The 25,601-nt window shown below is 39.2% G+C and carries 24 protein-coding genes and 1 riboswitch; of the genes, 23 read left to right on the top strand and 1 reads right to left on the bottom strand.

Annotated features, from left to right (window positions below):
* Positions 1-106 precede the first annotated feature (106 nt).
* Positions 107-1,501, bottom strand: coding sequence for a MocR-like pyridoxine biosynthesis transcription factor PdxR (pdxR, locus tag ACIQYG_RS09305; protein WP_402837334.1), 1,395 nt, complete (start codon positions 1,499-1,501; stop codon positions 107-109).
* 134 nt (positions 1,502-1,635) lie between these two features.
* Between pdxR and pdxS the strand changes: the two genes are divergently transcribed.
* The 23 genes from pdxS to ACIQYG_RS09190 all read left to right on the top strand — a co-directional run bounded on the left by pdxS (position 1,636) and on the right by ACIQYG_RS09190 (position 25,561).
* Entirely contained in the window at positions 1,636-2,523 is an 888-nt protein-coding gene (gene pdxS / locus ACIQYG_RS09300; protein WP_402837333.1) for a pyridoxal 5'-phosphate synthase lyase subunit PdxS, read from the top strand.
* Position 2,524: 1 nt separating this feature from the next.
* A complete protein-coding gene (gene pdxT, locus ACIQYG_RS09295) occupies positions 2,525-3,124 on the top strand; it encodes a pyridoxal 5'-phosphate synthase glutaminase subunit PdxT (RefSeq protein ID WP_402837885.1) in 600 nt (199 codons plus the stop codon).
* A gap of 144 nt (positions 3,125-3,268) precedes the next feature.
* Positions 3,269-4,015, top strand: a complete 747-nt coding sequence (locus ACIQYG_RS09290; RefSeq protein ID WP_402837331.1) for an SDR family NAD(P)-dependent oxidoreductase — start codon at positions 3,269-3,271, stop codon at positions 4,013-4,015.
* 173 nt (positions 4,016-4,188) lie between these two features.
* Positions 4,189-4,776 carry a TetR/AcrR family transcriptional regulator gene (locus ACIQYG_RS09285; protein WP_402837329.1) on the top strand — a complete coding sequence of 196 codons (588 nt, stop codon included), beginning with the start codon at positions 4,189-4,191 and terminating at the stop codon, positions 4,774-4,776.
* A 187-nt stretch (positions 4,777-4,963) separates the two neighbouring features.
* The gene (gene ssuE, locus ACIQYG_RS09280) at positions 4,964-5,497 is read left to right on the top strand and encodes an NADPH-dependent FMN reductase (RefSeq protein WP_249597777.1); all 534 of its coding nucleotides are present in this window, start codon (positions 4,964-4,966) and stop codon (positions 5,495-5,497) included.
* Between the two features lie 279 nt (positions 5,498-5,776).
* Positions 5,777-5,885: riboswitch (SAM riboswitch) on the top strand.
* A gap of 156 nt (positions 5,886-6,041) precedes the next feature.
* Positions 6,042-6,185, top strand: coding sequence for a YezD family protein (locus tag ACIQYG_RS09275; protein WP_402837326.1), 144 nt, complete (start codon positions 6,042-6,044; stop codon positions 6,183-6,185).
* A 169-nt stretch (positions 6,186-6,354) separates the two neighbouring features.
* Positions 6,355-7,071: a phosphoadenylyl-sulfate reductase gene (locus ACIQYG_RS09270; protein ID WP_402837324.1), complete on the top strand. Its 717-nt coding sequence runs from the start codon at positions 6,355-6,357 to the stop codon at positions 7,069-7,071.
* Between the two features lie 29 nt (positions 7,072-7,100).
* The gene (gene sat / locus ACIQYG_RS09265; protein WP_402837322.1) at positions 7,101-8,249 is read left to right on the top strand and encodes a sulfate adenylyltransferase; all 1,149 of its coding nucleotides are present in this window, start codon (positions 7,101-7,103) and stop codon (positions 8,247-8,249) included.
* 43 nt (positions 8,250-8,292) lie between these two features.
* Positions 8,293-8,892: an adenylyl-sulfate kinase gene (cysC, locus tag ACIQYG_RS09260; RefSeq protein WP_098185935.1), complete on the top strand. Its 600-nt coding sequence runs from the start codon at positions 8,293-8,295 to the stop codon at positions 8,890-8,892.
* 16 nt (positions 8,893-8,908) lie between these two features.
* On the top strand, positions 8,909-10,534 hold the full coding sequence (locus ACIQYG_RS09255) for a nitrite/sulfite reductase (RefSeq protein ID WP_402837319.1): 1,626 nt from the start codon (positions 8,909-8,911) through the stop codon (positions 10,532-10,534).
* A 20-nt stretch (positions 10,535-10,554) separates the two neighbouring features.
* Complete coding sequence (locus ACIQYG_RS09250; RefSeq protein WP_034306935.1) at positions 10,555-10,770, top strand: DUF3906 family protein; 216 nt, start codon at positions 10,555-10,557, stop codon at positions 10,768-10,770.
* Positions 10,771-10,789: 19 nt separating this feature from the next.
* Positions 10,790-11,566 (top strand): uroporphyrinogen-III C-methyltransferase, encoded by a 777-nt coding sequence (gene cobA, locus ACIQYG_RS09245; RefSeq protein ID WP_402837316.1) that lies wholly within the window; start codon positions 10,790-10,792, stop codon positions 11,564-11,566.
* The gene (locus ACIQYG_RS09240; protein ID WP_402837314.1) at positions 11,566-12,327 is read left to right on the top strand and encodes a sirohydrochlorin chelatase; all 762 of its coding nucleotides are present in this window, start codon (positions 11,566-11,568) and stop codon (positions 12,325-12,327) included. Before cobA ends, ACIQYG_RS09240 begins: the two co-directional genes overlap by 1 nt.
* Positions 12,308-12,940, top strand: coding sequence for an NAD(P)-binding protein (locus tag ACIQYG_RS09235; protein ID WP_402837312.1), 633 nt, complete (start codon positions 12,308-12,310; stop codon positions 12,938-12,940). The genes ACIQYG_RS09240 and ACIQYG_RS09235 overlap by 20 nt, the downstream gene beginning before the upstream one ends.
* A gap of 152 nt (positions 12,941-13,092) precedes the next feature.
* Positions 13,093-13,992 (top strand): sulfite exporter TauE/SafE family protein, encoded by a 900-nt coding sequence (locus ACIQYG_RS09230; RefSeq protein WP_402837310.1) that lies wholly within the window; start codon positions 13,093-13,095, stop codon positions 13,990-13,992.
* Between the two features lie 1,054 nt (positions 13,993-15,046).
* Positions 15,047-15,565: a mismatch-specific DNA-glycosylase gene (locus ACIQYG_RS09225; RefSeq protein WP_402837309.1), complete on the top strand. Its 519-nt coding sequence runs from the start codon at positions 15,047-15,049 to the stop codon at positions 15,563-15,565.
* A gap of 590 nt (positions 15,566-16,155) precedes the next feature.
* Positions 16,156-17,169, top strand: a complete 1,014-nt coding sequence (locus tag ACIQYG_RS09220; RefSeq protein WP_402837307.1) for a glycoside hydrolase family 15 protein — start codon at positions 16,156-16,158, stop codon at positions 17,167-17,169.
* Positions 17,170-17,415: 246 nt separating this feature from the next.
* Positions 17,416-19,356: a 1,4-alpha-glucan branching protein GlgB gene (gene glgB, locus ACIQYG_RS09215; RefSeq protein ID WP_402837305.1), complete on the top strand. Its 1,941-nt coding sequence runs from the start codon at positions 17,416-17,418 to the stop codon at positions 19,354-19,356.
* Positions 19,356-20,522, top strand: coding sequence for a glucose-1-phosphate adenylyltransferase (locus ACIQYG_RS09210; protein ID WP_053535126.1), 1,167 nt, complete (start codon positions 19,356-19,358; stop codon positions 20,520-20,522). Before glgB ends, ACIQYG_RS09210 begins: the two co-directional genes overlap by 1 nt.
* Before the next feature lie 17 nt (positions 20,523-20,539).
* Complete coding sequence (gene glgD, locus ACIQYG_RS09205) at positions 20,540-21,646, top strand: glucose-1-phosphate adenylyltransferase subunit GlgD (RefSeq protein ID WP_402837302.1); 1,107 nt, start codon at positions 20,540-20,542, stop codon at positions 21,644-21,646.
* 16 nt (positions 21,647-21,662) lie between these two features.
* Positions 21,663-23,099 (top strand): glycogen synthase GlgA, encoded by a 1,437-nt coding sequence (glgA, locus tag ACIQYG_RS09200; RefSeq protein ID WP_402837300.1) that lies wholly within the window; start codon positions 21,663-21,665, stop codon positions 23,097-23,099.
* A 125-nt stretch (positions 23,100-23,224) separates the two neighbouring features.
* Entirely contained in the window at positions 23,225-24,730 is a 1,506-nt protein-coding gene (cls, locus tag ACIQYG_RS09195; protein ID WP_402837296.1) for a cardiolipin synthase, read from the top strand.
* 75 nt (positions 24,731-24,805) lie between these two features.
* Positions 24,806-25,561 carry an exodeoxyribonuclease III gene (locus ACIQYG_RS09190; protein WP_402837294.1) on the top strand — a complete coding sequence of 252 codons (756 nt, stop codon included), beginning with the start codon at positions 24,806-24,808 and terminating at the stop codon, positions 25,559-25,561.
* Positions 25,562-25,601 lie beyond the last annotated feature (40 nt).

The raw sequence follows: 25,601 nt of genomic DNA, 5'->3' as shown, positions 1-25,601 counted from the left end.
TGCAAGCATCAAACGGGGCCTTGGACCCAGACATTCAGTGGGAGTGACGCAAATTTCTTCATTTCACTCAAACTAAAGAAGTTCACGACAGTGAACTTCTTTTTCTTTATAAACCCCATGAGTTCAATAAAAGGTGAATAGCTTTTTCCAATTCGGATTCAGGGATCCCTGCAAAGCCCAATATGATTTTAGGAGAGTGTTCCTCAATTTTTTCGATTGAATATGTCGATAGTCCATAAATTTTAATTTGATTTTCCTTTGCCTTTTGAATAAGTGTCTGTTCATCCATGCCGTTCTTAACGATGAGGACGATATGCAATCCTGACCGTTCACCAATGATCTTTATTTGTTGATGGGGTTTAAACAGATCGATCACTTTATCCAACTTGCGACGGTAAACTTTCCGCATGCGATTCAAATGCTTTTCGAAATCCCCTTCCTTCATGAACTGTGTCAACACATGTTGATCAATCCGAGAAACGGTTGAATGGTAAAAAGACAATTCCTGTTGATGCATTTGTAACAATGGAGCGGGAAGAACCATATAACTGATCCGAATTGATGGCATCAATGATTTGGAAAATGACCCTAAATAAATCACCTTATCACCAGCATCCATACTTTGTAAGGAAGGAATTGTTTTTCCACTATAACGAAATTCACTATCATAATCGTCTTCGATAATATAGCGGTTTGCTGCACCTTGAGCCCAGTTCAACAATCGCGTCCGTCTGTTAACGGATAGGATCGTCCCATTGGGGAAGTGATGTGAGGGTGTGACATACACGACGTCGATCTTTGAATCTTCAATTTGGTTCACCTTTACGCCTTCTTCATCAATTTGCAGTGGATGGACTTCATTTGGGTAGCTGCGTAAAATCCGGTGAATCAAGTGGTATCCAGGATCTTCAACACCATAGATCGCATTTTTATCGAAAAGAAGGACAAGCTGCTGCAATAAGATTTCCATTCCTGCACCAATGATGATCTGTTCGGGAACGCATTGTACACCACGTGCATGATACAAATAATGGGCGATTTCACATCGTAATTCATATTCCCCTTGATTATCCCCTAGTAAAAGAAGATCTTGATGCGATTCATCGATTTTGCTTTTCATGTATTTTCTCCATTTTTCAAATGGGAAGTGTTCCGTGTCAATTTGGCTGGGATGAAAATGATACAGCAATTCCCCTTCTTTATGATTGCTTTTTTCCAAGGATACTTGGCTAGTTTGTGTATATTCCAAATCCTCGAATGTTTGAATATAGTACCCTTTTCTTGGTATGACTTCTACGTATCCCTCAGCAGTCAATTGTTCATATGCAGTCTCGACAGTATTTTGACTTATTTGAAGGAACTCTGCCAATTTCCGTTTGGAAGGGAGCTTCGTGCCGAAAAGAAGACGGCCATCTATGATTTCTTTTTTAATATGTGAATATAATTGTTCATACAAAGGTACTTCACTTAACCGATTTAAATCACAAGAAAGCATATTCATTTTGTTTCCACCTTTTAGAGAAATTTATTGCTGACACCATTAAATTTATTAAAACTGACACTTTCAATGCGGTCAACTATTTTTTATACTAAATCTAACAAATCTAAAAAATGCAAATATTAGGGGGAAGAGAAATGGAAAAATTATTAGGTACTGACACAGTAAAAAGAGGAATGGCACAAATGCAAAAGGGTGGCGTAATTATGGACGTCATTAACGCAGAACAAGCAAAAATCGCAGAAGCATCAGGTGCTGTCGCTGTCATGGCATTGGAAAGGGTTCCTTCCGACATCCGTGCGGCTGGAGGAGTAGCTAGAATGGCAGATCCGCGAATTGTCGAGGAAGTAATGAATGCAGTGTCCATCCCGGTCATGGCTAAAGCAAGGATCGGTCACATTGTTGAATCAAGGGTCCTTGAATCCATGGGAGTCGATTATATCGATGAAAGTGAAGTGCTGACTCCTGCTGATGAAGAATACCACATTCTAAAAAGTGATTTCACAGTACCTTTCGTTTGTGGCTGCCGTGATTTAGGCGAAGCTGCACGCCGTATTGGTGAAGGAGCATCAATGCTTCGTACAAAAGGAGAACCAGGTACGGGTAATATTGTGGAAGCTGTGCGTCATATGAGAAAGGTACAGTCACAAATTCGTAAAGTGAGCATCATGAGTGATGATGAATTAATGACAGAGGCAAAAAATATTGGAGCCCCATTTGAAATTCTAAGAGAAATCAAACGCACAGGTAAATTGCCTGTAGTTAACTTTGCAGCTGGCGGAATTGCTACTCCAGCAGATGCAGCATTGATGATGGAATTGGGAGCAGATGGCGTTTTCGTTGGGTCCGGTATTTTTAAATCTGAAAATCCGGAAAAATTCGCATCAGCAATCGTTCAAGCGACTACATATTTCACCGATTATGAGTTGATTGGCAAGTTGTCCAAAGAATTGGGCAGTGCAATGAAAGGCATTGATATTTCCAAACTAGCTCCGGCAGAACGGATGCAGGAACGTGGATGGTAATATGATAACGATCGGTGTTTTAGGATTACAGGGAGCGGTTGAAGAACACTTGAACCAAATCAAAGATGCCGGCGAACAAGCGATTATAGTAAAAAAACCGGAACAGTTGCGGGAAATCGATGGCTTGATCATTCCAGGCGGAGAAAGCACGACGATGAGGAAGCTAATGGATCGTTATGGATTTATGGAACCGGTCAAAACTTTCTTCGAAGGTAAAAAACCTATTTTCGGTACCTGTGCTGGGATGGTATTGGCGGCCAATGAATTGACTGGCGATGAGGAGGCCTATCTCGGACTAATGGACATTTCCGTGAAAAGGAACGGATTTGGACGTCAACGGGAAAGTTTCGAGGCTGACCTATCCATCAAAGGAATGGAAGACCCTTATAAGGCAGTATTCATCCGGGCGCCATTTGCTGATGAAGTTGGAGAAGGTGTAGAAGTATTGGCTGTTTATGAAGAGAATGTAGTGGCTGCGAGACAAGACCATGTCCTCGTAAGTGCATTTCATCCAGAATTAACAGGTGATGGTCGCTTCCTTCAACTTTTCATTGAAATGGTGAAGACATCCGTAAGTAAGGTCGAATTGAAAACCTGCTAAACAAATGAAGCTGTCCTATTAATAGGACAGCTTTACTTTTGAAAGCTCAAAACTCTATAAAAATACATATTGCTTGAATTTACTATTCTTCACTTTTATAATAAAAAGTAAGTGATCACTTACTTATTTGAAAGGGGAATGTATATGACAGCAAGAGTTGCAATTATTACAGGGGGAGCAAGCGGTATAGGCCGAGCCACATGCCTGAAATTCGCAGCAAAAGGGGACAATGTCGTTGTTGCGGATTTTAATGAAGAAATGGGTCGGGAAACCGTTGATCAGATAACAGCTAATGGCGGAGTGGCCATTTATGTTAAAACGGATGTTTCTAAGCAGGAAGATGTTGAATCGTTAATCAATAAAGCAGTGGAAACATACGGAAGGCTCGATATCATGTTTAATAATGCCGGCATTGGTGCGGGCGGTATGATCCTAGACCAAGATATGGAAGGTTACTACAAAACGATTGGAGTGAACCAGCACGGAGTGGCCTTTGGAATCATGGCAGCAGGACGGAAAATGAAGGAACTGGGTAACAAGGGAGTCATTATAAATACCGCTTCTGTGTTTGGCTACTTAGCTTCACATGGGACTTTTGCCTATCAGGCGACTAAAGGCGCTGTAAGAATGATGACACAGACAGCAGCTTTGGAATTGGGTGCTTATGGCATACGCGTTGTGGGCATTGCGCCGGGCGGGGTTGACACTCCTATCATACAAGGTTATAAAGACATGGGAATCATCGATAAATTGAATGCAAGTCAAATGCGCGGTGAATTGATTAAGCCAGAAGCCATTGCAAATGCCGTCTATCTATTATCGTTAGAGGAAGCGGATGCGATCAATGGAAGTGTAGTCATGGTCGATGATGGCTATGCATCTTTTAAGTGATATTCATAAATAGAAAACATTGTCCCAACCAGACGATGTTTTCTATTTATGATATATGGGAATATTGAATTCTAATAGATCAAAGGTAATATTGACCGATTGATACCAGCGATATATCATGGGAAATAGATGGGTGAAACCGGTCTTATCTTTATAAAAGAAGGTTGATATTTTTGAAAAAAGGGCAGCAAACCAAAGAACGAATCATAAATGTAGCCCGGACTCTTTTTGCCACTAAAGGTTTTGACATGACAAGAACGAATGAAATTGCCTCTGCATGCAATGTTTCCGAAGCTACTATTTACAAATACTTTGACAGCAAAAAAGATTTGCTTTTGGCTACAATTACCCCTAATGAAAAAGAGGAATCCGAAGATGGGGCTAGCCATCTATCCACGGATGATCTAGTGGAGAATCATGTTGCCACCATGATAAAAAAAATTCTTGAAAATAAAGAACAGTTTTCGATATTATTTAGGGAAACACAATTCGATCAAGATATTTCAAAGCAATATGTAGATCAGATTTTCAAACCAAATGCCAGGCATATTGAAATACAGAAGAGAATAGATAGCGGAGAGATACAATATATCTCTGATATTATTTTATTTAATGTAGGGATCATTTCTTTCACATTGGCTTTATCTACACATTATGAGATCCATCAACAAAAAAAGGAGCCATATTTTACTTCTGAACGAATTAAGAGCATTGCTCAACTTTTGGTATATGGTATTCATGGGAAACAAAATCATACATAATGAAACGGTCATATTTAAGGGCATGAGCATCAAGCCGTAAATATGACCGTTTCTTTTTTCATTAAGAGTAGATGTCCAGAGTGTAAGATTTGACTTATATTTTTCAGACAATTACGATAAATGTATACTTCACGAAATGCTTTAAGAAAATTTTATCTGGAAATCATGTAACATTGGAGGGTATCAAATGAGCGATATCGTGATTTTATCAGGAAGTCCGGCTATTCCATCAAGAACGGACATTTCACTAAAACATATTCAATCATTAGTCGAAAATGCAGGATTTACTACAGCTTATTTCTCGATTACGGATTTCACAGCAGATGATTTATTCCAAGGCAAATATAATAGCGAGGATATCTCAAAGCTTTCAGAGAGAATTCAAGCAGCCAGAGGAGTCATTATAGGTTCACCGGTTTATAAGGCTTCTTATACAGGTGTATTGAAAGCCTTGATTGATTTGCTGCCAGAAGGTGCTTTTAAGGGTAAGCCGGTGCTGCCAATCATGATTGGTGGAAGTAACAGGCATCTATTGGCGATTGACTATGCGCTTAAACCATTAATTTCAATATTAAAAGGCGAGCCGCTGCAGGGGATTTATTTTGTTGATAAGGAAATAGATAAACAGAATCCAGAAAACCCGATCAATGATTTGCATTTAATTGATCGCGTCCAGAGTCAGGTTCAAGAATTTGTAGAAGCGATACAGTTAAGAAATTAATGACTTAAATAAATTAATTCCTTCTATAAAAAGACTGAACCCTAGAAATTTTTTTTAGAATAACACGAGTCAATAATAGGCTTATTAATGAAAATAGACTCATTTTTTTGGAGACTTTATCTAAAAAGACGAGTCTATTTTCGTATTTATATGAACATAAAATCATAAATTGAATAGAGTGTATAAAAATAACAGTTCATCCATAATATTAAACCAAGTTATTTTATAAGAAAACTCCATTGACAAGGATTAAATATATGTTAATATTTAAAATAATAAAACTTATCCAGAGCGACGGAGGGAATTGGCCCTTTGAAGTCCAGCAACCTGCATGATGGATGCAAGGTGCTACCTCCAACAAAATGTTGATCATTTTGGAAGATAAGGTAAAGATATTTACCTTGCGATCTTTCCATCATGGAAAGATTTTTGTTTTTTGTGAAAATTTTAGGCAGACCATAACAATGTAAGGTTGTATGGAATTATATAAATCTAAGAAATTTAAAATAAAATATTCGCGGATTTTCTTAAAGGAGGAACTGGTTTGGATAAAGAGAATCAGCTTGAAGAAATTTTTGAACGACTTCAAGAAATGCTTACTTCAATGAAATATGGATCCATTACACTTATTGTCCAGGATGGTAAAATCATTCAAATGGAAAGAAATGAAAAACTAAGAATTAAATAAGGTATCTGCTGACTAGAAAAACTAGAGGCGGGTTTAACTGATATAAAGAGAGTATTGGTTAGATTCGTCTCTTTTTCCTAGATTCAAATAACCCGGGGAATATTACAACGGGAATTGATCAACAGTTACTCTAACCTGATACAGCAAGTTTTTAGAGGGGGCTACAAAGTTGGCTGCATTAATAAACTATGAAAATTTCAATACAGGGGACTTCCCTGTATTTCCTGAAGGCAGTGAGACAAAAGGTGCTTTGGAAGTTCTGCAATGGGCGAATGACCATTACGGAGACAAACTGATTTATGCTTGCAGTTTTGGTATTGAAGGCATCGTGCTTACGGATTTATTGGCGAAGGTCAATCCTTCGGCAAAAATAGTTTTTCTTGATACAGATGTCCATTTTGAGGAAACTTACCAATTGATCGAGGAAGTGAAGAAGCGATATCCGAAGCTTTTGATCGAAATGAAGAAACCTGACTTGACGCTTGAGGAACAAGCGGCGGAATATGGCGATGAACTATGGCTTAGAGATTCCAATAAGTGCTGTAACATCCGTAAAATCATTCCGCTTACTGATGTGCTTTCAACAGCAACAGCCTGGCTTTCGGGACTGCGGAGGGAGCAATCCGAAACAAGGGCTAAGACCGAGTATATCAATAAGGATAATAAGTTCAAATCAGTTAAAATATGCCCACTCATACATTGGACATGGAAAGATGTTTGGCGCTATGCCCACAAAAATGGACTTCCATATAATGTCCTGCATGATAATGGATATCCGAGCATTGGATGTAAAACGTGTACTGCACCTGCCTTCAATGCAGATGATTTACGGTCAGGCCGTTGGCAAGGAGCTCAAAAAACGGAATGCGGATTGCATTTATCTTAAATAAATAGAAACCATAGGGGGAAATTAGCATGACAATCAGTATACCGCACGGAGGAACATTAATCGATCTTTGGGAACCAAAATATGATTTTAGTAAAATAACGAAGTCAATCGAAATCGATGAAATTGCTTTAAGCGATCTTGAATTGATAGGCACTGGTGCCTACAGCCCGATTAAAGGATTCTTTACAAAAAGTGACTATGATACAGTGGTAAAGGATATGAGGCTTAGCAGCGGACATGTATGGAGCATCCCGATTACGCTGCCTTTGACCGAAGATACTGCAGAAAGCCTCACTATAGGTGAAGAAGTAACATTAACCCATGAAGGTGAAACATACGGGGTTCTCTCCGTTTCCGATATTTACACTCCAGATAAGCAATTGGAAGCGACATTGGTATATCAAACAGATGATGAGAAGCATCCTGGAGTGAAAAATTTATATAACCGCGGGGATGTATATGTCGGCGGGGAAATAAAGTTGATCAAGAGAATAGAGCGTCCGCTATTTCAAGCTCATTATTTGGACCCAGTCGAGACAAGGAAGGCTTTCGCTGAAAAAGGATGGGAAACGGTTGTCGGTTTCCAAACGAGGAACCCTGTTCACCGTGCACATGAATATATTCAAAAGACAGCATTGGAGATCGTCGACGGCTTATTCTTAAATCCTCTCGTTGGTGCCACTAAATCAGATGACATTCCGGCAGATGTAAGAATGGAAAGCTATAAAGTGCTGCTTGATAAATATTATCCTAAGGATCGCGTCTCCCTTGCAGTTTTCCCTGCTGCCATGCGTTATGCAGGACCTAGAGAAGCCATTTTCCATGCGATGGTCCGTAAAAATTATGGTTGCACCCATTTTATCGTCGGACGTGATCATGCGGGTGTGGGCGATTATTATGGCACATACGATGCTCAAAAAATCTTCGGGAACTTTAACGCAGATGAGTTAGGAATCACGCTATTATTCTTTGAACATAGTTTTTACTGTAAAGCATGTGGCAATATGGCTTCCGCTAAAACTTGCCCGCATGGCAAGGAAGACCATGTCATCCTGTCTGGAACGAAGGTAAGGGAAATGTTGCGTAATGGAGAAATTCCTCCAGCAACCTTTAGCCGTAAGGAAGTCATCGAGGTGTTGATCGAAGGTCTTAAAAAAAATGAAGTTTATAACTGATTGGACATAAATGGAAGGGTCAAATGAAGAGGGGGATTATCAAATGAGTAAAAGTACGAATGTCACATGGCATGAGACGTCATTGACCAAGGAGCACCGACGGAAGCAGAACGGGCATGAAAGCACGGTTCTATGGTTTACAGGACTATCGGGGTCCGGAAAATCAACGATTGCAAACGCGGTCGCTAAAGAGTTATACAATCGGAATATTCGAAGTTATGTTTTGGATGGTGATAATATCCGCCACGGTTTAAATAAAGATTTAGGTTTTTCTGAAGAGGATAGAACGGAGAATATTAGACGGATCGGTGAGGTATCCAAGTTATTCGTGGATAGTGGGCAGTTCGTATTGACCGCTTTCATATCACCTTTCAGGGCAGATCGGCAGATTGTACGTGATTTACTCGAAGAAGGGGAGTTTATTGAAGTATACATAAAGTGTCCGATCGAAGAGTGCGAAGTGCGTGATCCAAAAGGGCTTTATGACAAGGCCCGTAAAGGCATCATTAAAGATTTTACCGGAATCGACTCTCCATACGAAGAACCTGAACGACCGGAAATCATTTTAGAATCCGACCAATACAGCATTGAAGAGTGCGTTGAACAGGTAATCGGCTATTTGACAGCAAAGAAAGCGATTTAATCAAGGAGGAAATGTAATGGTTTACGAAAAATTTTGGTCGGAAAATCCACTAATCGCTAAAAATAAAACGGAAATCTGGAAATTGGAAAAAGACGGCTTGAAGATATTTGATGATATTCCACATTACGCAGCAAATGGTTTTGATTCCATCCCTAAAGAGAAATGGGATATGTTCAAATGGGCAGGTCTATACCTGCAACGGCCTAAAGAAGCTGGTTATTGGATGATGCGAGTCGTAATTCCCGGAGGTATCCTGACTTATGATCAACAAATAACTCTAGCTAACATCGCTAAAGATTACGGGAGGGATGTATATGACATTACAACCCGTCAAGCCATTCAATTCCACTGGCTGACCATCGAACAAGTCCCGGATATCTTGAATCGTTTGGAAAAGGTTGGATTGACTACGGCTGGTGCTTGTGGTGATATAACACGTAATATCATCGGTAATGCACTGGCAGGCATCGATCCTGATGAACTTTTTGATACACGCGAGGTACTTTATGATGTATTTGAGTATTTCCGCCTTAACGAAGACTATTCGAACCTTCCGAGGAAATATAAAATGTCCATAAGTGCCAATATCCATAATGCTTCAAATGCTGAAATCAACTGTGTTTCATTCAATCCAGCCACTAAAGAAATTGATGGGGTAACGGAAGTTGGTTTTCATGTTAAAGTAGGCGGGGGGCTTTCCTCCGTCCCGATGCTGGCAGAGGAACTTGATTTATTCATTTTACCTGAAAAAACAGTGGAAGTGGCGGCCGCCATCACGACGATATTCCGCGACTTTGGGTACCGTGAAAAGCGTCATCGCTCGCGATTGAAATTCCTTGTCGCTGACTGGGGCCCTGAACAATTCAAGGAAAAATTGCTGGAATACACCGGTCCGCTTCCTGAAAAGGGAGAAAGTGCGGTGAAGGGATGGAATGCAGGGTATTTCTACGGCATCCATAAACAAAAGCAAGATGGTCTGAACTATGTTGGAGTCAACATACCAGTTGGTCGTCTAAATCCAGACGAAGTGATTGAGTTTGCCGAACTTGCAAAAAAATATGGAAATGGTGAAATCCGTAACTGTAATTCTCAAAATCTAATCATTCCCAATGTGCCTGATGCTAAACTTGAGAAATTAAAGCAGGAAGCCATCTTTGAAAGATTTCCATATCAACCAAAGAAATTCATTGGTTATTCCGTTTCTTGTACAGGCATCGAGTATTGCAACCTGGCGCTCGTGGAAACGAAAAACCGAATGAGGACCATTTCTGAATCACTGGACAAGGAAATAGAACTCGATGTACCTGTAAGGATGCATATGGTCGGCTGTCCGAATAATTGCGGTCAAAGAGCGATCGCCGAAATAGGGCTGCAAGGCATAAAAATGAAAAACCAAGATAAAAAGGTGGTCGAGGCTTTTGAAATATACGTTGGAGGAACGCTGAATGAGGGCGGGAAGTTCAATGAAAAACTTAAAGGAAAAGTGGAAGCTGAACAGCTCCATCAAGTTTTGAAAGAAATGATCCTATTTTTCAAAGAAACAAAACTTCTATCCGAAACCTTCCTCGATTTTGTGGAAAGGGTAGGGATAGACGAATTACAACGTAAACTTGATGATATATTAGCGAAAGTGGCCGTTTAATAGGGGAAGGTAAGCATTCCATGAATCTATACCGTTTTGAAGTTACTATCAAGGAAAAACCAATTCATGTCATCATTGTTGCCGATTCAGATGAAAAGGCGTTTGAACTTGTTGATATCGAGCTGGAAAAGCATTATTTGAAAATGCCTGAAGTGGATGACATCTCACTATATGAAAAAAGGAAAATTAAAAATGGAGCAGGTTTCGTTTTATCGGAATTCGAAACAATTCTCTAAGGGAAGGCAGGATGCAAAAATGGGGAAAGTATATCTAGTAGGAGCCGGTCCCGGAGATCCAGATTTAATTACATTAAAAGGATTAAAATGCATCCAAGAAGCTGATGTCATTTTATATGATCGACTTGTCAATAAAGAACTTTTGAATCATGCAAAAGAGGGTGTCGAGCTGATTAATTGCGGTAAACTGCCGGATTATCATTTGTTGCAGCAGGATACCATCAATCGGTTCCTCGTTAAATATGCAAAAAAGGGAAAAATAGTCACCCGCTTGAAAGGCGGCGATCCATTCGTCTTTGGAAGAGGCGGTGAGGAAGCGGAAGCCCTTGCCAAAAATGGCGTGAGCTTTGAAATCGTACCAGGAATTACGGCTGGAATCGCTGCTGCAGCCTATGCGGGAATTCCAGTTACACATAGGGACCATGCTTCATCATTTGCAATTGTTACCGGTCATCGGAAAAAAGATGAAGAGGATAATATCAAGTGGGAATCCCTTGCAAAAGGAATCGATACATTAGCCATTTATATGGGTGTTAAAAACCTGCCATATATTCAAGGAAAACTTTTGGAACATGGAAAAAGCCCAGAGACTCCGGTAGCCCTTATTCATTGGGGTACATTAACAACGCAAAAAACAGTTGTCAGTACGTTGGCTAAAGTAGTGGAAACCGCCAATAACGAACAAATTTCGAACCCTTGCATGATAGTCGTGGGAGATGTCGTCAATTTACGGGAAAAAATCAAATGGTTTGAAGGAAAACAAACCGAAAATTTGTTGGCGAATGAGGCCTTTTAATGGAAGCCATTTTATATATTTGCCATGGAAGCCGTGTTAAAGAAGCTTCAGCCCAAGCCATTGATTTTATTAAAGTTTGTATGCAAGCACAGCCCTATTCCATTCAAGAGTATTGCTTCTTGGAATTGGAAACCCCTACGATTGAAGAGGCCTACGAACGATGCATCCAAAAAGGTGCGACGAGAATATTGGCCATTCCAGTTCTATTGCTGACAGCTGTACATGCAAAACATGATATTCCAGTCATATTGAATAAAATGAAAGAACGGTATCCTGCCGTTGACTTGAAATACGGAAGGCCGATTGGTGTCAGTGAGAAAATGGTTGACATTTTAGTGGAACGGTTGGAGGAAACAAATGTAAGTGTTACGGAGGATTCCTTGGTTTTATTGGTTGGAAGGGGCAGCAGTGATCCCGACGTGAAAAGGGATTTGTCTCGATTGGCCGATTTGCTAAGGAACAGGTTTCCAAAAATCCGGGTGCAAGAGTGTTATTTGACAGCTGGCACACCAAGCTTTGGAGAAGCATTGGAATTTGCAGAGGGATCTCGATCAAACCAAGTATTTATCATTCCTTACCTATTGTTTACAGGTCTCTTAATGCAGTCGATTGAAAATAGTATAAAAAAGCTCCAAAAAAAGGGGAAGCAAAAAATCATACTTTGCCGATATTTAGGTTATCACCCAAAGATTGAACAAGCAATATCGGAACGAATTCATGAAGTGAGTGGGGAGGGAGCCTATGTATCCAATTACGCTTAATATCGAGAACAGAAAGTGTGTCATCATCGGCGGTGGTAAAATAGCTTACTTTAAAGCGGGCCCCTTATTGGAAGCTGGTGCTGAAGTTACCGTCGTAAGCCCCGAAATATGCACAGGTTTTCAACTGTTGGAGAAAGAAGGTAAGATTCGGGTCTTACTTAAAGAAGTGGAAGAAACTGACTATAAAGATGCATTTTTAATCATTGTTGCTACCAATTCTACTGAAGTAAATGAACGAGTTTACGAGAACGTATCCGAAAGTCAGTTGGTTAACGTAATCAGCAATCATGAGTTGGGTAATTTTCATATACCGGCCACATTGAATAGAGGCATGCTTTCCATAAGTGTTTCTACCAATGGAGCAAGTCCAACGCTCGCAAAAAAAATACGGAATGACCTAGGTAAAGTATATGATGAATCATATGAAGAATATCTTGAATTCCTTTTTGAAGCAAGAATGATTATAAAGAATGGGTCATTTTCAAAAGAAGAAAAGTCTAAATTAATGAAAGATTCAATCGAGGATATTTATAAATATTCCTTAAAAGAAAGATATCGTTTTTTAGCTAGGCTTTTACCAGTAGAAGCTGAAGAAAATATATCATTGGGCTGATCAGAAAAACTGAAGGCACCTAACCAACATGTCATTTCATTTTGGTTAGGTGCCTCTTTGTGTCTTAAAGGAAATCTAAATGATTTATACAGGCAAACGGTACCATCGGGTCGATGATATAGGTTCTATTTTAGTGAAAAAAGGGGAATGTCATGAAAAAGTTAATCGTTTTGGCCTTTATCGGGTTTTTAGCCCAATTAATCGATGGTTCGCTTGGAATGGGGTATGGAGTGAGTTCCACGTCCTTATTGTTGACATTCGGGATTGCCCCTGCAGTAGCATCAGCATCCGTTCATTTATCGGAAGTAGTGACCACAGCAGTATCCGGAGCTTCACATATAAAGTTTGGGAACGTGGATAAAAATATGGTCTATCGCTTGATCATTCCAGGTTCTGTTGGTGCATTTGTAGGTGCATGTTTCCTGAGCAACCTGCCAGCCGAATTAGCAAAACCGTATATTGCCATATTTTTATTTGGTCTTGGTGTATACGTTTTATTCCGCTTTTTATTTATTTTTAAGCCGTCAAAGGAAAATGAAACCGTAAGGCCATTGACCGCAAAACAATCCATTCCGTTAGGTCTTTTTGCAGGCTTTTGTGATGCAACAGGCGGAGGCGGTTGGGGACCGATTGCAACGCCCGTTTTATTGTCAAAAAAAGGCATGACGGCGAGAAAAGCCGTAGGGACTGTAGATACGAGTGAATTTGCCATTGCTTTCTTCGGTAGTCTTGGTTTTATCATTTCGCTTGGATGGGAAGCTGTCAATTGGCTTTGGGTCATTGCGTTGATAATTGGTGGAGTGGTTGCAGCACCAATTGCTGCCTGGCTCGTCAGGATGCTTCCTGCTCAATTAATGGGTGTTTTAGTGGGTGGTTTCATTATATTAATTAATGTAAGAACATTATTAGCTACATGGATTCCGATTGAAGCCCATATATACATCTATACTGGCATTGTAATTATATGGCTTTCTGGGATTCTTCTTACCATCAATAAGATGTCCAATGCGAGAAAACATGATCATATCGAACACCGGCAGAATGTTTCCTGATTCCCGGGTTTGAAAGAGTGAATTTACACAAGAAGCATATTCTGATGCGTAACATAAAAAACTCGTAGGTATTTAAGTACCTACGAGTAAAGTCATTTGCCAAATGGAATTCCGACTATTAAGTTGCTGCGGTTTTAATAATGGATCTTGATCCTATTTAATTGATTCATTTATTTCCTGGACCCATTTATCAATCTGTTTAATAAACGAGAGACTTATCCCTCCAATATCTATGTAGTTTATCTCCTAACAAAGAATCAATAGTTCCCCATTACTATAGTCAGCCATCGTGAGAGATTTGAATAAATTAGAACAGAAGCAGAACCATTAATTTATGGCCTTTTTCTGTTCAAATGAGTGAATTGCAACTTTCATATAATATAAAAGGAGGAAATATTTCTTTTACTCTATCGAATTTAAATCCTGCCTGTTTGAACATCGGAATTTGATTGATGTAGGCTTATTCACCGTCCCGATATTCCCGAGATTTCCCCCAGAAATAACGGGTCTTTCACCATTGCTTCCCCAAACCCTCCCCGTACCTACAATTGTTCTGCAGTGCACTATCACATTTTTTGTTGCCAGTGAAATGAATGAGCTCTTTCTTACTTGAAAATTGGAGGCACGCAGCCACATTCTAAATTTTCTTTAGCTGTCTGTCATTTCCAATAATGAGTACATGAAAATTGCGGATATCCTTTAATTTTAAATCCCTGCAAGCTTTGAAAAACATGCAGACTTTTGCTTGATGCCAGGGCATGGGAAAAATCAATTATCTATTCCATTTAATTGAATATTCTTTGGGGGATATTCACTAACTGCCACCGTGGCATCCTTTTAACCCGATTTATGGTAGTTTGTCCCATGTAGAGTGAAGGCGAACGTAATGTTTTAGGAGCAAGAGGTCTTCAATATTCAATTTGACAAGTCTTCATCCATATTATGGAGCCATCAACGTTCATTCTTTTTAAACCGTATTTAGTTTTTAAAGGTAGTTAAATATTTTTCAGTTTTGTACAATGATTAAATAGCAAATTTGAAAAGGAGTTTTAAAATGGAAGGCATCTCTGATCATTTAAAGGAAAATTTGGATATATTGTTCGTAGGTTTCAATCCAAGCATTCGCTCAGGCGAGACTGGTCATCATTATGCGAATCCCAACAATCGCTTTTGGAAAATCCTCTTCGAGTCCGGGCTGACACCGCGGAAATATGAACCAACTGAAGACTCGTCATTGCTGGATTTAGGTTATGGTTTTACCAATATCGTTTCCAGGCCTACAAAAGGAGCGGACGAAATCACTAAAGAAGAGTACATAAAAGGAAGGAAGCTATTAAAAAGGAAAATTGAAAAGTATAAACCTAAACTTGTCTGTTTTGTAGGCAAGGGTGTCTATCAGGAATATCGTCAATTACGAAAGATCTCTTGGGGGCTGCAACCAGTACCTTCATCGAATGAGACCATGGAATTCGTTGCCCCTTCTTCCAGCGGTTTAGTTAGAATGCCGATAGAAGATATCATCGAAATATATAGTGAGTTGCCAATTCTGCTTGGTCAGCTGAAAAGCAATTGAAGGAACTTATTAAAACAAGGGTGGAATATATGAGTCAGGATAGTGCTGAATGGAAAAACGATGGCTTTCCGAGGTTAATGTTGGTGAAGGCTTTTGGCAAGTATAAAGGATAGTATACCTACTTTATTGGGATACCCAAGTAACGGTTTTGCTGCAGGGGTCGTCGATAGGGACTTCGATTGTAACTTTCATACTTAGAGTCGTTCCTTTGGTGCTGCTTAGTAAAATGCATTCCTGAATGGGGCATCGATTGGCGTGCTTTTCTTGGTGATATTACGAAATTTCTTTTAATAATTACTAAACATTTTAATGATAGGCCGATATAACCAGTAATGGATTTCCGTTACTGGGTTTTTATTTCCCAAGAAGGATATTTCAATTTAGGCAAATGAAGCATTTTAATGAACATTGGAAGCTTGATTATCAAAAAGGGCAGTAATTACATAAACTAAGGTGAATGTACTTCTGAAAAATTGTTTTGGTTAGCTGAATTGAAAGCGCTTCTAATTGAAAATGAAATAACAAACGTTTAGAAAATGGGAGTCTGTCAACAATGGGAATAAGCAAATAACTATGGAGGTGCTCAATTAATGAATGTGAATGGTGCACTAGAGGTTCTTGATCGCATGCGGCTGCCTAATGGCGCATATACGGCAAGCGTTTCCGATGATTATAATTATGTCTGGATAAGGGATGTCGTTTATACAGTAATGTCTTTTATAAATGATCCATCCAATCGTTACGAGAAAGCATATCATGCTTTATTCGACTTATTTCAATCCTATGAGTGGAAGATAGATATTCATACGGAACAGAAACCCCAGTTTCTATTTGAACATATCCATGCAAGGTATTCCATTGAGCTTAAAGAACTGCCCGATGAGTGGGGCCATGCCCAGAATGATGCGATAGGGGCCTTTTTATGGGGTGTCGGTGAAGGATATAGGCATGGTAAAAAGGTGATGAGAAATCAACGTGATTTACAAATTGTTCAAAAGTTGGTCAATTACTTGGAATGCCTGCAATATTGGCAGGCGGAAGATAACGGGATGTGGGAAGAAAATATAGAAATCCACGCTTCAAGCATAGGTGCATGTGTTGCTGGTTTGAATTCAGTCAAAATGCTGGTCAACGTCAAGGATGAACTGATTAAAAAGGGAGAAGAAGCCCTTCGTTTCTTGCTTCCAAGGGAAAGTTATTCAAAAGAGACGGATTTAGCCCTTTTATCCTTAATTTATCCTTATCGGCTGGTAGACCGTGACATAGCACTTAAAATATTGAAGAATGTCACAGAGCGCCTTGAAAGAACAAATGGTTGCATTAGATATGAAAAGGACCTTTATTATAATGACGGTCAAGAAGCGGAATGGTGTTTCGGGCTTCCGTGGTTGGGCTTATGCTACCTTGAACTTGGCATGATGAACAAAGTTAAGGAATATATAGAAAAAACGAAAATGATCATACCGGATAATTGGGAAGTACCCGAATTATATATAGGGGGCAGTAATATTCCAAACAAGAATACTCCTTTGGCATGGTCAGTATCATTGTCCTATTTATTTTTGACGAAGACTTCCATGATTCGAACTGAACAAATAACATGAAGCATTCATACATGATACCTTAGAGCTCTTTCCAATAAATGGGGAGAGCTTTTATTGGTATAATAATATTTTTACAATAAATGTATATTTTCCTCAAAAAAATGTTTTAATTTACAAAAAAACGGCTATTTATAACAATATCTTCACCTCCATTTGAAGGATTAATATCATTTTCATCGAATATATATAATAACTGGGGAAGGATGGGTAAAATACTATCGAGTTAATACTGATGGAGGGGTTTTATTGAGTACAATTATTGACCAGCTACAAGAGATTTATCCAAGCGATTTCGATTTGTATTTGTTTCATGAAGGAACCCTTTATGAAAGCTATAAAATGCTTGGGGCACACATTGTAACATCATTAGGTAAAGAAGGAGTACGCTTCGCCGTTTGGGCCCCCCATGCCAAGCAAGTTTCAGTAGTCGGTAATTTTAATAATTGGGACGGAAAAGATCATGCGATGAAACGGATCGAGCGATCAGGTATCTGGGTGTTGTTCGTACCAGGACTACAAGAAGGGGAACTCTATAAATACGAAATACATACACCCGGAAATAAACGAATCCTAAAAGCCGATCCATATGCCTTTTATTCGGAAGTCAGACCAAATACAGCCTCGGTCATCAAAAGGCTGGATAATTTTGAATGGCAAGATTCGAAGTGGATAGCTGATAGGAAAAAGGAAAATATTTATCATAAACCCATGTCTATTTATGAAGTGCACCCAGGAACATGGAAACAGAAAGAAGATGGCGAGTTTTATTCGTACCGTGAATTGGCTGATAGATTGATTGATTATGTGATTGATAATAGTTTTACACATATTGAAATCATGGCCATAATGGAACACCCATTTGATAAATCGTGGGGATACCAAGTCACGGGCTATTATTCCGTAACCAGCCGGTACGGCTCACCGGAAGATTTTAAATATTTAATTAACCTTTGCCACCAAAAGGGCATAGGTGTAATCCTTGACTGGGTTCCCGCCCATTTTTGTAAAGACGCGCATGGACTTTCCCGTTTTGATGGTACTCCTCTCTATGAACCAATTGATAACACTAGAGCAGATCGCCCGTTATGGGGGACATACAACTTTGATTTTACAAAACCAGAAGTAATCAGTTTCCTTATATCAAATGTAATGTTTTGGATGGATGTATACCATATTGATGGGGTCCGTGTCGATGCGGTATCGTCGATGGTTTACTTAAATCATGATAATCCATTGCCGGTCAAGCTGAAAAACCAGTTTGGCGGTGAGGAAAACCTGGAAGCCATACAATTTTTACAAAAACTTAACGAAGTGGTTTTCAAGAGGTATCCCAATGCATTAATGATGGCTGAAGAAGCAACAGACCGGCCACTTATAACTTCTCCTACCGATATAGGCGGCCTAGGCTTTAATTACAAATGGAATATGGGATGGACCAACGATATCCTTCGTTATATGAAACTTGAAACAAAGGAAAGGCCATATCATCATAACCTCTTAACATTTTCATTTTTCTATGCTTTTTCAGAAAATTTCGTCTTGCCCTTTTCACATGATGAAGTGGTTCATGGCAAGAAGTCATTATTGAATAAGATGCCAGGTGACTATTGGCAGAAGTTTGCGAATTTACGGTTACTCTTTGGATATTTCATGACGCATCCTGGAAAAAAGCTGCTATTCATGGGAGGTGAATTTGGCCAGTTCATAGAATGGAAAGATGAGGAACAATTGGATTGGCTGCTTTTGGAATATGAATCCCACGAAAAGCTGGCATATTACTTCCGTACCCTTCAGGATTTTTATAGGCAAACTTCCTCCCTTTGGAGACTGGATCATGTCCAGGAGGGTTTTGAATGGATCGATCCGAACAATAGTGAACAGAGTATCATTACCTTTATGAGAAAAGGTAAACGTAAAGGAGATTATTGCATTATTGTCTGTAATTTTTCTGCACAGGCTCATGCTCAGTATCAAATAGGTGTACCATCCCAAGGCAAATATATAGAAGTTTTCAGCAGTGATTCAGAAGCTTTCGGAGGATCGGGTCAGATCAATGAAGAACCTATTAATGTCAAAAAGGAACCATACCATAATCAACCATTCAGCATGGAAATAACTGTACCTCCATTAGGCATTTCTATTTTTATGAAGCAAACAAAAAAAAGACGGGGGAGAGTGACCGAATAATGGGAGCGAAAAAATGGATAGCAATGTTATTGGCAGGAGGCCAGGGTTCAAGGTTAGGTGAATTGACGATCGGTTTGGCAAAACCGGCTGTTCCCTTTGGCGGTAAATATAGAATCATCGATTTTCCATTAAGTAACTGCACTCATTCTGGTATAGATACGGTTGGGGTACTGACCCAATACCAGCCATTGATTCTAAATGATTATGTTGGTAATGGCAAAGCTTGGGACCTTGATTTGGATGTTGGCGGAGTTTCCGTACTTCCCCCTTATCAAGGGAAAGAAGGTGGTGAATGGTATAAAGGGACGGCAAACGCTGTTTATCAAAATATCCAATACATTGATAACTATGATCCGGAACATGTACTGATCCTCTCTGGTGACCATATTTATAAGATGGATTACAGTAAGATGCTGGATTATCACATCGAAAAAAATGCAGAGGCAACAATAGCTGTCATTCAAGTGCCGTGGCAGGAAGCAAGTCGTTTCGGAATCATGAATACCAATGATGATGATAAAGTCACACAATTTGATGAAAAACCAAAGTATCCAAAAAGTAACCTCGCTTCCATGGGAGTTTACCTTTTCAATTGGAAAACCCTAAGACGGTATTTGATAAATGATGAAAAGGATGAAAATTCTTCCAATGATTTTGGCAGCAACATCATTCCAAAGATGCTTGAAGATCGAAAAAAGCTATATGCCTATCGTTTTAATGATTATTGGAAAGATGTTGGAACGGTCGAAAGCCTTTGGCAGGCACATATGGACTTATTGGAGGATACGCCAAATTTCCAGTTGGATGATCAGCAATGGAAAATTTTTGCCCGTAATGCAAACCATCCACCGCAATATATATCACCGGATGCCGAGGTCAGTCAGTCGCTTATCAATGAAGGGTGCATGATACATGGGAACATTGAACATTCGGTTTTATCCTATAATGTACAGGTGGGCTATGGGTCAACCATAAAAGATTCAGTCATCATGCCTAATGTCACGATTGGTGAAAACGTTCATATAGAAAGAAGCATCATAGCCAGTAATTGTGTTATAGAAGATGGTGCCGTAGTTGGCAACTCAGCGGTTACATCCGATATTACCTTAATTGGTGAAAATCAGACCATTATCAATCCAAACAAAAAAAAGATCACTCTGAACTAGAAAAAGGGGAAGATGCTATGGAAAATGTGTTGGGTATTATTAACTTAATCAATGAAAGACAACATTTAAAAGATCTGACTGCTCACCGTAATGTAGCATCTGTGCCATTTGGTGGACGCTACCGTTTGATTGACTTTACTATGTCGAATCTCATTAATGCAGATGTATCAAAAGTAGCCGTTTTTCCTAAAGAAAAGTATCTCTCAGTTATGGATCATCTTGGCTCAGGTAAAGAATGGAACTTAGATCGGCGTTCAGGAGGCTTATACATCTTGCCCCCTATCCATCCGGATGAAACGGTAACAGGCGATATGAAGCAATTCTATGATCATCTCAGCTTTTTCGAACGTGCAGAGGCAGATACTGTCATCATTTCCCCTGGAAGCCATGTATGCAAATTGGATTTTAATGAAGTGCTTGATTATCACAAAAAACATAAAGCGGATATCACGGTGGTATATAAGGATTATGTAGGGGAATTGATTGAAAAACCAATCTATCACACCTGCTCGGTGGATTCGGATGAAGACATAACCGACATTAGTTTTTATACCATCCCTAGACCTGGTGACCATGTTTGTCTAGAAACCTTCATCATAAGTAAAACGCTATTGGTGAACTTGATCAAAAGTTGTGTTGCCAGTGGGGAATATGACTTTTTGAAAGACGCTGTGAAAGCAAATCTGCATCGTTTTACGGTCAAAGGCTATAACTTTACTGGTGATATGCCATTCATCCATTCCATTGAAAGCTTTCATGCCAGTAATATGAATTTCCTGAACCCATCGGTAATCCGTTCCTTCTTCGGGGATACTTGGGATGTTTATACAAAAATCAAACATGAGGCACCGACCAAATATTCAAGTTCTTCGAAGGTTACCAATTCATTGATAGCCAACGGTTGTGATATTGAAGGGATTGTCGAAAACAGTATACTCTTCCGTGGGGTAAAGGTGAAAAAGGGTGCGATAATAAGAAATAGCATCATCATGCAAAAAGGCGTGATTGAAGAAGGAGCCATCGTTGAAAATATCATAACTGATAAAGAAGTGAGAATTACTAGTGAAAAATCAGTTATTGGTTTAAAACAGCCTACTGTAATTAAAAAAGCGGAAGTAATTTAATAGAGGAGGTGCGGCAATGAATGTTGTATTTGCTGCTTCAGAATGCGCCCCTTTTATAAAAACGGGAGGGCTCGGAGACGTTATAGGCGCGCTCCCGAAAGCGCTGAAAAAACAGGGAGTCCATGTAAGTGTCATCCTTCCTAAATATGGGGATCTTCCTAACCAATTCAAACAGGAATTGGAACATTTGACGAGTATTGAAGTTCCTGTTGGTTGGCGCCAGCAATTTTGCGGCATCGAAAAACTTGTTGCTAACGGAATTACATATTATTTTCTGGATAATGAATATTATTTCAAAAGGCATGGTAGTTATGGTTTCTTTGACGATGGCGAAAGGTTCGCCTTCTTTTCCCGTGCAATTTTAGAGGCATTACCCTATTTAGAAGAAAAACCGGATGTCATACACTGCCATGATTGGCAAACGGGCCTTGTCAGCGTTTTGATGAAAGCCCATTATCATAACCATCCATTCTATCAGGATATTAAAACGATATTTACCATACATAATTTACGCTATCAAGGAGTTTACCCTAAAGCTGTATTAGCTGAATTACTCGATTTGAGTGAATTATATTTTAATATCGATGGTCTTGAATTTCATGGGAATGTAAGTTATTTGAAAGCCGGCCTAGCTTTTTCTAACATCGTCACAACTGTAAGTCCAAGTTATGCGGAAGAAATTCAGAGTCCTTATTTTGGGGAAAACCTGGATGGGTTTTTACGAAAGAGAAATGGTGACCTTAAAGGGATTATCAACGGAATTGATTATGAGGAATATAATCCTGCAGCAGATGAACATCTTGCTGTTCCATTCGATTCTTATGCGGATAAGATGGAGAATAAACGTCAGCTACAGGAATCGTTGGATCTACCTGTCAATGAGGACGTCCCGGTTCTATCAATGGTAACGAGGCTTGTTGATCAAAAAGGAATAGATCTTATTCTCCATGTTTTTCATGAAATTATGAACCAGGGAGTTCAATTCATTCTTTTAGGTACGGGTGATGAGCAATATGAATCGGCATTTCGTCATTTAGCTGACCAATATCCACATCAGGTTTCAGTCAATACATATTTTGATGAGGGTTTGGCAAGAAGGATATATGCAGGTTCTGATTTATTCCTGATGCCGTCACAATTCGAACCATGTGGTATCGGCCAACTCTTGGCATTGCGTTATGGTACGCTGCCTTTAGTGAGGGAAACTGGCGGACTTCGTGATACGGTCATACCTTATAATCAATTTACCGGTGAAGGCAACGGCTTCAGTTTTACGAATTATAATGCACACGATATGCTGCATACAATTGAGCAATCTGTCGGTCTGTACAAATTCCAGCCGAAAAGATGGAGGAAAATGGTCGAAAATGCAATGAAGTTAGACTTCAGTTGGACATCATCTTCTTTAAAGTATATTGAGCTGTATGAAAGTTTGATTCCTGTCATGAAGTGAATTGGATAGGTAATACACAAAGCACTTGCGAACATTGTTTTCGTAAGTGTTTTGTTTCTTTTACCATCAAATATGGGTATATGTTATTTATATATAAAATATTGCTGCGTAGGAGAATGAAAAAGATGAAAAGAAGAAGAATGGAAATTGTATTTTTATTTATTTTAATCGCTTCAGTTTATATGATCCTGTTCACTCAAGTTAGCTTCGACGTGAAGCTATTTTTTATTGGATTATATATTTTGGTCATGTTTATTACCCTATTTTCACTCATGCTCGAAAATAGATTTGCCCACGAGACACTTTTATGGATGTATGTGCTTTTGTTTTTCCCGGTATTTGGATATGTATTTTATCTATTCTCAGGTCAGCTCTATTTAAAGGGGTTTTTATTCCGAAGTAAAAGGAAAAAAGATCGCGAAGAATGGAAGAGTCTTGTCACACAGGTATCATTTCCAGATTTATCGTTCTTGAATGATCATCAGCGATCATTCGCAGCTTTTGCCAAAAATGCATCTGAGACCACCATTAGCACATCATCGGAAACGGAAGTATTGAAAAATGGCAACGAAACGTTTACAGAAATCATAAAACAGTTAAAAAAAGCTGAGAAATTCATCCATATTGAATATTACATTTTTCGTTCCGACAGGCTTGGTACTGAAATTATAGATATCCTTATTGAAAAAGCAAAAAATGGTGTGGAAGTTTTATTCATTTTTGATGCGGCCGGCAGTTTAAGCCTATCAAATAATGAAGTTAAACGGATGAAAAATGCAGGGATAAAAGCCTATCCATTTTCACCATTAAAACATGGTTTTTTCAATCAAAAATTTAATTTCAGAAATCACCGTAAAATCATCATCATAGATGGGGAAGTTGGCTTTGTAGGAGGTTTAAACGTAGGAGAGGAATATTTAGGCCGAAATAAAAACATTGGTTTTTGGAGAGATACACATATGGTCCTTAAAGGTGAAGCGGTATATATGCTTCATACTGTTTTCCTCTTGGATTGGGAATATGTCAGCGGGGAAGATGTATTGCAAGAACGTCCAGAATTCAAGAATAAAGTGGTACAAGGGGATGGAGCTGTCCAGGTGGTAGCAAGCGGACCTGATACACAACAGGGAATCATGAGTGATTTTTACTATTCACTTATCACGAACGCCACAAAATCAATTTGGATCGCAAGTCCATACTTCGTACCAAATCAAGCGATTAAAGCAGCAATTAAACATGCCGCAATTAAGGGGATACAAGTTAGGGTTATGGTTCCGGCAGTAAATGATGGGTTTTTAACCCAATACGGCAGTCGCTCCTATTTCGGTGAGCTGCTTCAATTCGGCGTTGAGGTATACTCATATAAAAAAGGTTTTCTACATCAAAAACTTATTATCGTAGATGGTGATATGGCTTCCATAGGGACGGCAAACATGGATATGAGGAGTTTCCATTTGAATTTTGAAGTGAATGTCTTTCTTATGGGCAGCCGTACCATTGAAGATCTCATCATTCATTACAAAGAGGATATGATGGACAGTGACAAACTGGATCCTATCGGGTATAACGATCGTGGTTTACTGGAACGTTCAAAAGAATCATTTGCCAGATTGTTTTCGAATGTACTCTAATGGGAAAAAAAGCAGATAAATAGTATAGTTGAAATGTAAAGAAATTAATTGGCCATAAGGAGAATTTAAGAGAATATGAAATTGGTTTCCTGGAATGTAAATGGAATTAGGGCTTGTGTTAAAAAAGGATTTTTAGATTACTTTAAAGATGTGGATGCAGATATTTTTTGCCTTCAAGAAACTAAGCTTCAAGAAGGGCAGATTTCACTTGAGTTGGAAGGTTACCATCAATATTGGAATTATGCACTGAAAAAAGGATATTCAGGTACAGCCATTTTCACGAAGGAAAAACCGCTTTCTGTGAAATATGGTGTAGGAGATCTGGATGAAGAGCCGGAAGGCAGGATCATAACACTGGAATTCGAGGGTTTTTATATGGTGAATGTTTATACCCCCAATGCAAAAAGGGATTTATCAAGGCTGAATTACCGTCTCGAATGGGAAGATGAGATGATAGGATATCTTAAGGAACTGGACTTGGTGAAGCCGGTTATCTTTTGTGGGGACCTTAATGTCGCCCATCAGGAAATCGACTTGAAAAACCCAAAACCCAATATTGGGAATTCCGGTTTTACAACTGAAGAACGTGGAAAGATGACTGAATTACTTGATTCAGGGTTTATCGATACATTTCGCCATTTTTATCCAGACCAGGAAGGGGCCTATACTTGGTGGTCATATATGGCAAAAGTTAGGGAGCGGAATATCGGGTGGAGAATCGATTATTTCATTGTTTCAAAACGTCTGGCGAAATCTTTAATAGAGGCTGACATTCACTGCGATGTCATGGGCAGCGATCATTGCCCGGTCGTCTTGGAAACAAACCTCTAAATGGAATAAATCCGGTTAAATGGGGATAATAATGGTTATC

The organism is Peribacillus sp. NPDC096622 (assembly GCF_044762665.1).
Lineage (GTDB): Bacteria > Bacillota > Bacilli > Bacillales > DSM-1321 > Peribacillus > Peribacillus frigoritolerans_B.
Note: the sequence above shows the minus strand (reverse complement) of the source record. Positions and strands in the feature narration are given on the sequence as shown.